Origin of the sequence: Listeria grandensis (assembly GCF_014322885.1) — a bacterium.
Taxonomy (GTDB): Bacteria; Bacillota; Bacilli; order Lactobacillales; family Listeriaceae; genus Listeria_A; species Listeria_A grandensis.
In genome coordinates this window covers 23,334-36,379 of record NZ_JAASUG010000015.1, presented here as the reverse complement: position 1 = coordinate 36,379, position 13,046 = coordinate 23,334, and the positions used below count along the sequence as shown (strand labels likewise).

Here is a 13,046-nt window from a genome sequence, read left to right as displayed (position 1 = left end):
TCTTCGTGGTGTTACCATCTGAGTCCGTCACCGAATACTCCACTTCATAGACGCCCGGCACATTCGGATTAACTTCGTTTCGCACAACCTTGATGTCTGCCGTCAAGTCTCCATCCTCTGCGTCGTCCGCCGTCACGCCTTCCATCGGATCGAATGTTGCGCCAGCTTTGATCGTCTTGTCTTCCGCGTGGATCACCGGTTTTTCATTCGAGCTCGCCTCGCCACTACCGCTAATTCTGCCATAATCCAGCATCTGGAATTCGGCTTCTAGCGCGGCATTTGTCGATTCCGTGTTTTTAGAACTGGAACCTTCGATCGTTGTTGTCGTTTCATTCTTTTCCCAGTTATTATCGGGATCGCGATCGTACTCACCACCGGTTTTCGTCCAAGTCATCACCGAAGCATCTTCCACTTGAAGCATTGTATTTTTCGTATTGAAAAACAGTGGAGCTTGCGGTTTCTTGTTTTTAATGTCATACGATTTGGGATTGTCTAGTTTGATTCGCGAACCACCGACCGATGTCACGACACCCTTCACGCTATTTCCAGAGACCATAAACTCCGCTCCAGGATGTACATTAATAACACTCGCTTCTTGCAAGCTGATCGTCGGATACTCACCACCACCACGACCTGCAAGCACAACTTTAGCATCTTTTTGCACATTCACTGTTGGCGTCGAATAGTAAGCACCTCTCGCTGCAAAACCTAGCGCTGTTCCTGATGCATCAATATTTAATACCGCTTTTTCCGCCACATCGATGTCATACACTTTGCCATCAAAAGCTGGGAAATAATACAGACCGCCTGTATCTTGTGGGGCAATCGCAATAGTTACGTCCGCGCCCTGCTCCACGCGTACTTTACCTACCGCTCTGCCGCCCACGTAATCCCCATCAAAACCAAATGCCGCGCGTTTAGCACCGTCCGCAGCAATGCCTTCATAACGACTATCTGCCATAAAAATGACATGACGAACTGTTGCATTTTCATACAGCGTCTTCACTTTATTCTGACCGCCAAAGCTCACTGTTCCATTAGAAGCTTTCACCAGCTGAGGGCCGTTGTAATTCATATCTTGAAAGACAACATCCCAACCATGGTTTGCCGCGATAAACTTATAATCTGCCGCACGCATGCCCAATACCTTCATATTTTCCATCGTTAAGGTCCGGTTTGCTTCTGTATACTTCTCTTCGGCGCGGATGGTGTATTTACCAGCGTCAATAACCACACCTTTGTCTGCGTTTCCATTAATCGTCACATTTCGCCATGGAAGCTTAATATCCTCTGAAAAACGGATGTCCGACTCCACACTAATACTATCTATTGTCATATCCTGCAGCGCCTTTTTTAACTCCTCAAAGTTAGTTACGCTGATCGTTTTGGCATCCACTTTACCTTTCGAGACTGCCTCCGCATTTGGAATACTTACTTGCATCTGGCTAATAATCACTAGAACTATCAGCATCATCTTGAAAATTGATTTCAATCATATTCCTCCCCTCTCACATAATTTTATTTCTATTAAGCTTATGTTCTTGTACGCATATTGACTACTACAGGCATCCCTCCTTCATCATAATATGGATGTAACGTTTTCATTCTATGCGATAATGATGCAAACATCTTACCAAAAACCGACACAAAACATGTATTTTTTGAAAAAATAAGGAAGTATATTCCCTGTTAAATTATCACTCCATCTACCGAAGCAACAAATGAATTTAATCACAAATATCCTAATTATGTTATGATATAGCACCTTGGACACTAGAAGCTCGTTTTCAAAATTGGTCTATATAAACAAAAAATAGAAATAATAGCGCTTAATTATTACTTTAAAGTACCTAATTTTTTCAAAAAATGACTTTTCATACGTATATATTGATTAGATAAGTCGTCCAATAAGTCATAATATAGCTCTAGACAAGTGATTGTCTTTTTTTGCAACGAAGATCTTTCACAGTTAACAATTATAGGGAGCGAGTGATAACATGTATTTGGACTATGCTGCAACAACACCGATGAACAAGTCGGTACGAAAAACGATGTGCACTATTATGGAAGAAGATTTCGGGAATCCATCTAGCGTTCATCGATTCGGTAGAAAGGCACGCTATCTTTTAGATTCAGCGAAAGCCACATTAGCATCCAGTATCGGTGCTAAGGAAGGGGAAATCATTATGACAGGCGGTGGATCAGAGAGCAATAATTTGGCCATTATCGGGACCGCTTACAGCCTGCCTGAACATGCGGGGAAACACATTATTACGACACAAATCGAGCATCCATCCGTCCACGAACCAATGACTCACTTAGAGCAACATGGCTTTGAAGTGACCTACCTTTCCGTAAAAAAGGATGGTTCTTTTTGTTTAGACGCTTTACGACGAGCGATTCGACAAGATACTGCCCTCATTTCGATCATGATGGTGAATAATGAAACCGGTGTAATAATGCCCATAAAAGAGATTAGTGACATTATTAAAAAACAGAATCCCGCGATTATTTTTCATACGGATGCGGTGCAAGCTTATGAAACACAAGCAATTGATGTCACAGCACTTGGCGTGGACCTCTTGTCTACCTCGGCCCACAAAATTGGCGGACCAAAAGGCATCGGTTTTCTATTTAAGAGACAGGGTTGTAAGCTGGAAAGTTTAATTAAAGGTGGCGAACAGGAAGAAAATAAGCGGGCGGGGACGGAAAACATTGCTGCGATCGCCGGATTTGCATGCGCTGTAAAAATAGTACAGGCCCCTCAAAATAACATTGCTGCCCATATCGAAACATTGCGGGATACATTTTTGCAAGCGATGGAGAATCGTGTGGCTTTTGAGATAAATGGGAGTCACGCTAACAGGGCACCCCATATTTTGAACATCTGGTTTCCTGGCATTCCGGCCAATTTGCTGATTACTCATTTGGATCTTGCGGGGATCGCCATTTCTGCGGGTTCTGCTTGTTCTTCGGGGAGCGTGAAGCCAAGCCGCGTGTTGACATCGATGTTCGGCGCTGATAATCCACGAAACACTGAATCCGTTCGCATCAGTTTCGGTCCAGAATTAACAACGGCAAATGTCGAACAAGCCGCTAACATCCTTATTCAAACAACCACCAAAATCCAAACATTATTAGCAAAGGAAGTGTATATATGAAAGCGAATACAACTGTTGTGGTCGGCATGAGTGGTGGCGTAAATTCCTCTGTTGCCGCTTACTTACTAAAAAAGCAAGGCTATCACGTGATTGGCCTGTTCATGAAAAACTGGGATGAGAAAAATGAAGATGGCGTTTGTACAGCGACGGAAGATTACCGCGATGTCGTCAAAGTCGCCAATGAGCTTGATATCCCTTATTATTCGGTGAATTTTGAGAAGGAATATATGGAGCAGGTTTTCAAACACGTTGTTCACGGCCATCTGGATGGTAAAAATCCTAGCATCGACGTTCGCTGTAATCAAGAAGTCAAGTTCGGCCTTTTCAAAAAATATGCCGGACTACTGGGCGCAGATTACATTGCAACAGGGCATTATGCGCGAATCACCGAAGTGGACAATGACATTCAATTACTGACCGGCGCAGATCAAAATGAACAGACTTATTTTTTGAGTATGCTAAAAAAAGAACAACTAAAAAATGTGATTTTTCCGCTCTCTAGTTTAGCACGTTGGGAAATACGCGAACTTGCGATTGGAGCAAAACTAGCCACTGCAGCTAAAACGGATTCTGACGGACTTTGCTACATCGGCGAACAAGAATTCAATCAATTTATCCGTGATTTTGTCCAACAACCATCTGGCAATATTATCGACGACAACAAAGGGAGAAACATCGGAAAGCATGATGGCTTAGCATTTTACAAAGTTGGTTCTAGTTATGAATTCCCAACAAATGATGGTGTGCTGCGGCTAACCGTTTTAGAGAAGCGTTATAACGACAACACACTCATCGTTAGCGAAGACCATAATCATGAAAAACTGTATGTCACGGATGGGTTTATTGAAAGTCTAAATCTATTTACACCAGCTAGCCAACCATTTGATACACTCATTTGTCATGCAAAAACTGGCTATCGCAAACCAAATGTGAGGGTCACTATTTCCCCTCAAGAACATGGCTCAAAAATCGTGTTTGACGAACCCATTCGAGCACTTTTAGCTGGACAACATATCGCTTTATATAGCGGTCCCGAGTGTATTGGAGGCGCCGTCATTGGCTAAAGTACCCTTCCAAAATACTATAGCCAACTACAAACTACTATACGATGCCCAAGAATCCCTTTTCCCGTATACCATTTTTAGAATGGAAAATAACACACCGTTTTCTGTGCTAGGAAATATCACGACAACTACTATCGGCATCATTGAAGAGGACGGCGCCACGATTGAATACATGGGAACTCATTTCGGCCCCCTGTGTAAAGGCTTTTATTTCTCTATTCCCGGTGTTTTTGAGTTTTATGGAAAAGCCATTTTGCTTGAACGAACAGGCTATAATGGGAATTTATCAATGGGACACGTGCACGCGAAAAATCCGGTGAGCCTTGATTCATTATTCTCTGAGACATCCTTGATTTTACCGCGGATTGCAGGCACGCCAACACTCAACTACATCACATTAACAAAAGGTCAGATCGTGGAGTTGCCTCAATCCAGCTATATTTATGTGAGCAGTGGCGAAATTCAATTACGGAGCCCACAGCATCACACCTTGCTCTCTCCTCAAGATATCCACTTCATTCACGGCACAGAACTCGCCACCATTGAAGTTCAGAGCGAACTAGGAAAATGCTTCTTAATCCAAGCCTTTTAAAATAAAAACATGTATCAGAATGGGTATTTTTCACCCCTGATACATGTTTTTCATCTCATTTATTCAATACGCTCTCTTCCAAATACTCCGAGCGATCGCCATATACGCGTTCAATATGCAGATCACCCCAGTTACATAGTGCTGTCAAAATACTTTCTAATGACTTGCCATACTCACTTAACTCATATTCTACTTTTGGCGGCACTTGGTTGTAAACAATCCGATTAATAATCCCGTCATGCTCCAGCTCACGCAATTGTTGTGTGAGCATTTTTTGAGTGATGGAGGGAATCAGCCGTTTTAACTCACTCGTCCGCTTTTTGCCGTGCGTTAAATGACATAAAATGACACATTTCCACTTACCTCCGAGAACCTCAAGCGTTGCCTCAACAGAGATATTATATTTCTTTTTCATATCTCGCTCCTTTCTATAGGTACTAAAAAGTGCCTACATTACAAAAAAGTACGTACTTGTTTTAATTGCTACTAAGTATCATAATAACACTTGTCATCAAAAAAGCAAGCAGAATTTAGGAGGGCTTCACATTGAAAGGGAATCGAAATATTTTTGCCTTATTAGCTTTAGCAGTTAGTGCTTTTGCGATTGGAACGACCGAATTTATTAGCGTCGGGTTGTTGCCTTTGATCGCCGAAGACTTAGCAATACCAGTCAGCACCGCGGGGCTCACCGTCTCGCTTTATGCAGTCGGCGTCATGTTTGGCGCACCAATCCTGACCGCACTCACATCACGCATGAATCGCAAAACATTATTGCTCGTCATCATGATCGTCTTCATACTCGGCAACTTGGCCGCGGCATTCTCCGACACCATTGCGCTACTACTCATCGCCCGCGTCATATCCGCCTTCGCGCACGGCGTCTTCATGTCCATCGGGTCCACCATCGCGGCTGACCTTGTCCCACCAAACAAGCGAGCAAGCGCCATCTCCATCATGTTCACCGGCCTCACCATCGCAACCGTGACCGGCGTCCCAATCGGCACACTCATCGGACAACAATTCGGCTGGCGCGTCGCGTTCTTCGGCATCGCAGCAATCGGCATCATTGCCCTCCTCGCGAATCTCATCCTGATCCCGAAAAACCTGCGTCCCGGCACCAAAATGACGCTCGGCGACCAAGTCAAAGTACTCACAAATGGTCCACTACTACTCGTATTCGCCATCACAGCATTAGGCTACGGCGGCACCTTCGTCGTGTTCACCTATCTAACACCGCTTCTCGAACAAGTCACCGGCTTCCCATCAAGCACCATCGCCATTCTCCTTTTCATCTACGGAATCGCCATCGCGCTCGGCAACATGATCGGCGGAAAAGTCGCCAACAAGCGTCCCATCCAAGCCCTATTCTACATGTTCATCGCACAAGCCGTCGTGCTCGGATTGCTCTACTTCACCGCCCCGTCCAAAGTTTTCGGACTCGCAACAATCCTGCTCATGGGCGTCTTTGCCTTCATGAATGTCCCCGGCTTACAAGTCTACGTCGTGATTCTAGCAGAGAAATTCGTCCCAAAAGGCGTCGACATCGCGTCCGCCCTTAACATCGCCGCCTTCAACGCAGGAATCGCACTCGGCTCCTATCTCGGCGGCCTCGTCATCACCCACATGCAAATCCGTGACACGACTTGGATCGGCATGATCATGCTCCTCATCGCCGTCGCCCTGACCGCATGGAGTAAAAAATTAGAAACAAAACAGGAGGAATTTTAAAAATGAAAACAGTCAAATTAGCAAATGGAACCAACATGCCCGTCCTCGGACTAGGCGTATTTAAAGTAGAAGAAGGCACAGAACTCGTGTCCGCCGTCAAAGAAGCCATCCGACTCGGTTACCGCAGCATCGACACAGCCGCAATTTATGGCAACGAAGCCAGCACCGGCCAAGGCATCCGCGAATCCGGCGTCCCACGCGAAGACCTTTTCATCACATCCAAAGTCTGGAATGCCGATCTCGGCTACGAAGAAACGCTCGCCGCATTCGACGAAACCCTGCGCAAAATGGAACTCGACTATCTTGATCTCTATCTCATTCACTGGCCCGTAGAAGGCAAATACATCGACGCCTGGCGCGCCCTCGAAAAACTCCATCAAGACGGCCGCATCCGCGCAATCGGCGTCAGCAATTTCCAAATTCACCATCTAGAAACACTAAAAAAGACAGCCACCATCATACCCGTCATCAACCAAATCGAACTCCATCCACAACTCACACAAAAAGAACTCATCGCGTACTGCGCCGAAAACAACATCCGCGTCGAAGCCTGGTCCCCACTCATGCAAGGCGACCTCCTCGACAACCCCGTCCTCCAAAAAATCGCGGCCCATCACGACAAATCCGTCGCCCAAGTCATCCTGCGTTGGGACTTACAAAACGACATCATCGTCATTCCAAAATCAACAAAAGCCCACCGCATCGCCGAAAACATGGACATCTTTGATTTTGCGTTAACACCCGAAGAACTCACACAAATCGATGCCCTCAATCAAAACCTACGCGTCGGGCCAGATCCCGATAATATCGATTTCTAAAACTTACTTCCTGAATCATTGTATGATACCGTTCCTATACACATGTTAAAAAGACACTCACATTTCTGCGAGTGCCTTTTTATTTTTCTACATAGCTACAAGCTTCCTATCAGGAATTTGGTCACTTAATCCGAACAGCGCCATTAAATCGACATAGTCCGTTTCCGATCTGATACGTTTTATCAAAGCTATAACTCACGCTCTTCGTACCATTCGTAATTGGCCATGTAACCATACCAGTGATCCAATTAAATGATCCACCATCACCAACAGTCAGTGGTAAATACTCACCATCCGTACCCTTTACTATACTTTGGATAGCAAATTCATTTAACCCGATAAAGCTACCTGAAATTTCAACCTCTTTTTGGTCAGCCAAATCGAGCCACGCGATAGTATAATTAGTTATTAGTGATGATAAAGGTGATAAATCAGTAATGTAGTTCTGAGGCGCTATAAGGGTGGATAAGTCTTGCATATTTTTTACCGCATCTAGACTACGAATTTTATTATTACCCAACACAAGGTGTCTTAAATTTACTAGCCCTCGTAGTGGTTCGATATCTTCTACTGCATTACTGTCTAAATCTAACGAAGTGAGTTGTGTTAAATTCCTTAGTGGGCTTACATCACTTATTTTATTATCCTGCAAGTCTAAGAATGAAACACCAGTTAAATATTCCAGCCCTGAAATATTGCCAATGTTATAGTAAGATAGATTGAGCTCTCCAGTTATCCCTGCTAAATCTGTCCGAGTGACGGTATCACTCTCTTGTTTAAGCAGCAATGTTGCAATAAAAGTTGCAAGCTTCGCATCAGGAAAAACGGTACTAATTTTCCCTAAAGTTTCCTTCTCACCCTTTATAATAACAGAGCCATTAAATCGTTGAGAGTTGCCTCCAATTTGGACTTGTTGGTCATAACTATAACTAACTTCCTTCATGTCATCGGTAATGGGCCACAAGATCATCCCCGAATATTGCTCGAATGTGCCTCCATTATTTACAGTAATCGGCAAATCGCTTCCGTCTCTGCCCTTCACCCTATTTGGTGTCGCAAATACCGTTCCAGCAGTGAGCTTCGCTGAAAGTTCCACTGGTTTTTGATTATATACAACAAGTGAATCTAGTTTATCTAAATTTCTTAGTGGTGATAAATCAGTAATGTAGTTCTGAGGCGCTATAAGACTGGATAAGTTTTTCATATTTTTGACCGCATCTAGACTGCGAATTTCATTATTACTCAATGCAAGGTGCCTTAAATTTACTAGCCCTCGTAATGGTCCGATATCTTCTACTGCATTAAGGTCTAAATCTAACGAAGTGAGTTGTGTTAAGTTCCTTAGCGGGCTTACATCACTTATTTTATTATCCTTTAAGGCTAAGATTGAAACACCAGTTAAATATTCTAGCCCTGTAATATTACTAATGTGAGAGTAAGATAGATCGGCCTCCCCTTTTATTCCTGCTAAATCTGTCAGAGTGACGGTATCACTCTCTTGTTTATTTAACATTGTTGCAATCCAAGTAGCAAGCTTCAAATCAGGAAAAACAGTACTGATTTTCCCTAAATACTCCACTTCATCCTTTATATTAACAGAGCCATTAAATCGTTGAGAATAGCCACCTGTTTGGACTTGTTGATCATAACTATAACTAACTTCCTTCATGGTACTAGTAATTTGCCATTTGATCATACCAGTCTTTTGATCAAATGTGCCTCCATTACTTACAGTAAGCGGTAAATAGTTACCCTCCCTGTCCTTCGCTATACTTTGTATCGTAAATTCCCTTCCAGCAATAAGCTTCGCTGAAAGTTCCACTGGTCTTTGATTATACACAACTAGCGAATATAGTTTATCTAAATTCTCCAAAGGCGACAGATCAGTGATGTTATTATCTGCAAGCCACAAGATACCGGCTTCTACTAATCCGCTTAATGGCTGTAAATCACTAATATTATTCTCATCTGCAATTACAACCGATAATTTAGTTAACCCTGATAGTGGTTTAAGGTTACTAATCTCATTGCTTCTTACATTTAACCAACTTAGTTTAACCAACCCTTTTATTGGTGTTAAGTCACTCACTTTATTATTCTTCAACGTTAACTGTGCTAATTCAGTTAAATACTCTAGTCCTCTTATGTCAGAAATATCTTTTGCTTCTGCATTTAATTCAGTAATAGCTCGCACATCATTGCCTGTCAACTGATCACTCTCTTGTTTATTTAACTTTGCTGCAATAACGGCGGCAAGCTTTGCATCCGGAAAAAGAGTATTGATTGCTCCGAGGACATTGTTATACTGCACGCTCCCATTAAAAGTTGCATTGGCCGTTCCAACCTTCACGGTTTGATAATAGATATAGCTTACAGAACTGTGAGATTGATCTAAATTCCAAGTAATCGCTCCAGTTCCACTATTCAACACGCCACCGTCACTAACAGTAAGCGGCAAATAAGATCCATCAGTATTTTTCACCATACTTGGTATTATCGTTGGTGTTCCCACATTTAGTGATTTTTCTTCGACTATTCGCCTTTGATTATTTAAAGTTAGCGCACTTACTTTATTTAAATTTGCTAATGGCGAGATATCCGTAATCTTGTTATTTTCCAGAAATAAATGCGTTAAATTGGTTAACTTCGACAAGGGGCTGAGATCTGAAATTTCTTCATCTTCTACCCATAAATATTCTAGTTTCACCAATCCTTCTATCGGTGTTAAGTCACTCACTTTATTAGCTTGTAACCTTAGATCCTTTAACTCGGTTAAATATTCTAGTCCCTTTAAGTTAGAAATATGTTTGGCATAGACTACTAATTTCGTTAAGTCCTGTACATCAGCTCGGGTTAATTGGTCATCCACTTGTTTATTTAGCTCTGCCGCAATTACTTTTGCTAAGTTCTCATCCGGAAAGATGGTGTTGATTGCTCCAAGTGCCTTGTTATATTGGACACCTCCGCTAAAAGCGACCGATCTTGTTCCAACTACTACTGCTTCTGCATGTCTATACTGAAGACTATTGACAGGCGATGCTAAATTCCAAGTGATCCATCCAGTTTCTCGATTAAAAGTCGAGCTGTTCTCAATATACGCCAGTGATAGATAGGCTCCATCGACACCTTTTACGAGGCTTTGCACCTTGATTGGTGTTCCTACAGGTAGAGCTATTTCCTTCACTACTGTCTTCTGATCATTCAAAGTAGCTTCCCGCACACTTCTTAATGGTGCTAACGGCGATAGATCCGTAATCATGTTTCCTGCCAGTCGCATTGTTTGTACATTGGTCAACCCACTCAATGGTCTTAAATCACTAATCTTATTCCCATTTAGATATAGTGTATGCAACTTGGTTAATCCTGATATTGGACTAAGATCTTCGAGTTGTCCATTCCCTGCCGCATTGGCCGCCGATAAAACTTCTAAGTCTTTCATCTTGGCTAATACGCTTAAATCTTTTATATTCGATCCATCACCAAAACTGATATTTTTTATATTGACAAGATCTTTTAATGCATCAAAATTGGCGTCAATACCGACAATCCATAAGAGCTCTAGTTTCACTAATCCTTTTATTGGTGTTAAATCTTTCAAGTCAGGGGACTCTAATCTCAGATCTTTCAGTTCCGTTAAATATTCAAGTCCTCTTATATCAGAAATGCTTTTCGTTGTGTCTTCTAATGTCGTCATCTGCTGTACGTCCGCTTGTGTCAACTGATCACTGACTTGTTTGTTTAACTTGGTGGCAACAAGATTGGCAAGTTTGGCATCCGGAAAAAGAGTGCTGATTTTTCCTAAAGATGCTTCTGGATCATGCTTTATAATAACAGAGCCATTAAATAGTTTTGGACCATCGTTTCCAATTTGTATCATTTGATTAAAGTCATAACTAAGCTCCGTCGCAGCATCCGTAATTTTCCATTTGATTATACCCGTCTTCTGATCAAATGTACCGCCATTACTTACAGTGAGTGGTAAATAGTTACCATTCACGTCCTTCACTATACTTTGAATCGTAAATTCCCTTCCAACAGTAAGGTTCGCTGAAATCTTCACTGGTCTTTGATCTCCCATAGCTATCACTAACTTACTCAGATCCTTCAATGGCGATAAATCCGTAATATTATTTAACGACACTACAAGCAGTTCCAAATCCTTCATATTTTTTACTGCGTCTAGATCATGAACATAATTCCCTCTCAACCCAAGTAATGTTAAATTCACTAATCCTTTTAACGGCTCTATATCTGTAATTTCATTATGATTTAAATCCAACGTCGTAAGCTGCGTTAAGTTTCTTAAAGGACTTACATCACTTATTTGGCAATCCGTGAACTTTATAGATGAAGCTCCGGTGAGGTATTCTACACCAGAAATATCACTAACCTTTTTACCATTCAGATCGTAAGCACTGCTGATACTTTTGATTCCACGCAAATCTGCTTCCGTTACAGTATCACTTACCTGTTTTCCTAATTTTTTTGCAATGGCCTCTGCTAGAGCACTATCTGGAAAAACACTATTGATCGTTCCAATGAAGTTGTTATACCGTACACTCCCATTAAAGGTAGCATAGGTATTTCCAATGCGCACAACTTGATCGTAGGTGTAGCTTACAGAGTCACGATATTGGCTTAGATTCCACGTAATATCGCCACTGTCTCTATTCAATACACCTCCATCACTGATAGTAATTGGCAGGTAAGAACCATCTGTATTTTTTACTAAACTTGGTATTACTGATGGTTTTCCGACATTTAACTTTCTGTTTACAACGGTTTGCTTTTGATGATTTATCAGTAGGGTACTCATCTTACTTAAGCTTGCTAACGGGGATATATCAGTAACTTTGTTCTCTCCCATCCATAAAAGTTCTAAATTTGTTAATCCGCTCAATGGGCGTAAATCACTAATATTATTTCCTTCTAAAATGAGCGTCTTCATTTTTGTTAATCCTGATAATGGACTGATATCTTCAATCGATTGGTTTATTACCCATAGATATTCTAGTTTCGTCAATCCATCTAATGGCTCTAAATCGCTCAATTTCTTGCTCGTTTCATTATCCTCCAACCGCAATGTTTTTAATTCTGTTAAATATTCTAATCCGCTTATATTAGAAATGTTTTTTGTTCCATCTACTAATCTAGTTATACTTTGTGCATCCTCCCGCGTCATCTGGTCAGTGACTTGTTTTTTTAACCTTGTCGCGACTGCCGCTGCGAGGTTAGCATCGGGGAAAATAGCGTTAATTGCTGCTGGCAGACTTCTAACTTGTCCATTGATGGCCTCTGGTTTCACGGTATCCTTATCTAATGATTGTGTCTCATTTTGTGATGTCGCCCCCTCATTCGTTGCGTATACACTCGGAATTGGTACAATCACTTGCCCGGCTAACACAGCTACTACCACTAGTACTAAAAATTTCTTCATCCCTCTCTAACATCCCTTCCATATTTTTATGCCCTAAAGTCAACTTACCACCTATTATCCTTCCTCCCATACCACGGACATCATTCACCTCCAGTGATTAGGCAGTTTTTCGGGGCAATAATAGCATTAATTGTAACAAAAAAGAAGATCCTGTTGTCGCCTCAAGTATACCAAATTAAGGATATTTAAAAAGTCGTTTGCGCAATGTTTCACAAAAAGTTCGGAAAGCCAATAATAGTAAGCGCT

Annotated in this window: 8 protein-coding genes; 5 read left to right on the top strand and 3 right to left on the bottom strand. The window is 42.0% G+C overall.

Features of this window, described 5'->3' with window-relative positions; all coding sequences use genetic code 11:
* Positions 1 to 1,492, bottom strand: a 1,492-nt coding sequence (locus HCJ54_RS15530) for an immunoglobulin-like domain-containing protein (protein ID WP_244966968.1), incomplete at its 3' end; no start/stop codon positions are given.
* Between the two features lie 505 nt (positions 1,493 to 1,997).
* On the opposite strand from HCJ54_RS15530, the gene HCJ54_RS14705 reads away from it, so the two are divergent.
* The 3 genes from HCJ54_RS14705 to HCJ54_RS14695 are packed head-to-tail and all read left to right on the top strand — an operon-like array spanning position 1,998 to position 4,817.
* The gene (locus tag HCJ54_RS14705) at positions 1,998 to 3,161 is read left to right on the top strand and encodes a cysteine desulfurase family protein (RefSeq protein WP_187138173.1); all 1,164 of its coding nucleotides are present in this window, start codon (positions 1,998 to 2,000) and stop codon (positions 3,159 to 3,161) included.
* Complete coding sequence (mnmA, locus tag HCJ54_RS14700) at positions 3,158 to 4,225, top strand: tRNA 2-thiouridine(34) synthase MnmA (RefSeq protein ID WP_051998656.1); 1,068 nt, start codon at positions 3,158 to 3,160, stop codon at positions 4,223 to 4,225. Before HCJ54_RS14705 ends, mnmA begins: the two co-directional genes overlap by 4 nt.
* A complete protein-coding gene (locus tag HCJ54_RS14695) occupies positions 4,218 to 4,817 on the top strand; it encodes a hypothetical protein (protein WP_187138172.1) in 600 nt (199 codons plus the stop codon). The genes mnmA and HCJ54_RS14695 overlap by 8 nt, the downstream gene beginning before the upstream one ends.
* A gap of 55 nt (positions 4,818 to 4,872) precedes the next feature.
* On the opposite strand, the gene HCJ54_RS14690 is transcribed toward HCJ54_RS14695, so the two are convergent.
* Positions 4,873 to 5,232 carry a winged helix-turn-helix transcriptional regulator gene (locus HCJ54_RS14690; protein WP_185528021.1) on the bottom strand — a complete coding sequence of 120 codons (360 nt, stop codon included), beginning with the start codon at positions 5,230 to 5,232 and terminating at the stop codon, positions 4,873 to 4,875.
* A 131-nt stretch (positions 5,233 to 5,363) separates the two neighbouring features.
* Between HCJ54_RS14690 and HCJ54_RS14685 the strand changes: the two genes are divergently transcribed.
* Together HCJ54_RS14685 and HCJ54_RS14680 are read left to right on the top strand one after the other, a co-directional pair.
* Positions 5,364 to 6,545, top strand: coding sequence for an MFS transporter (locus HCJ54_RS14685; protein WP_187138171.1), 1,182 nt, complete (start codon positions 5,364 to 5,366; stop codon positions 6,543 to 6,545).
* 2 nt (positions 6,546 to 6,547) lie between these two features.
* Entirely contained in the window at positions 6,548 to 7,363 is an 816-nt protein-coding gene (locus HCJ54_RS14680) for an aldo/keto reductase (RefSeq protein ID WP_187138170.1), read from the top strand.
* 121 nt (positions 7,364 to 7,484) lie between these two features.
* On the opposite strand, the gene HCJ54_RS14675 is transcribed toward HCJ54_RS14680, so the two are convergent.
* Positions 7,485 to 12,800: a leucine-rich repeat domain-containing protein gene (locus HCJ54_RS14675; RefSeq protein WP_187138169.1), complete on the bottom strand. Its 5,316-nt coding sequence runs from the start codon at positions 12,798 to 12,800 to the stop codon at positions 7,485 to 7,487.
* Positions 12,801 to 13,046 lie beyond the last annotated feature (246 nt).

Bases quoted from the DNA above. Each gene is read 5' to 3' on its own strand.
- HCJ54_RS14705 (WP_187138173.1), top strand. From the start codon at position 1,998: ATGTATTTGGACTATGCTGCAACAACACCGATGAACAAGTCGGTACGA.
- mnmA (WP_051998656.1), top strand. From the start codon at position 3,158: ATGAAAGCGAATACAACTGTTGTGGTCGGCATGAGTGGTGGCGTAAAT.
- HCJ54_RS14690 (WP_185528021.1), bottom strand. From the start codon at position 5,232: ATGAAAAAGAAATATAATATCTCTGTTGAGGCAACGCTTGAGGTTCTC.
- HCJ54_RS14680 (WP_187138170.1), top strand. From the start codon at position 6,548: ATGAAAACAGTCAAATTAGCAAATGGAACCAACATGCCCGTCCTCGGA.
- HCJ54_RS14675 (WP_187138169.1), bottom strand. From the start codon at position 12,800: ATGAAGAAATTTTTAGTACTAGTGGTAGTAGCTGTGTTAGCCGGGCAA.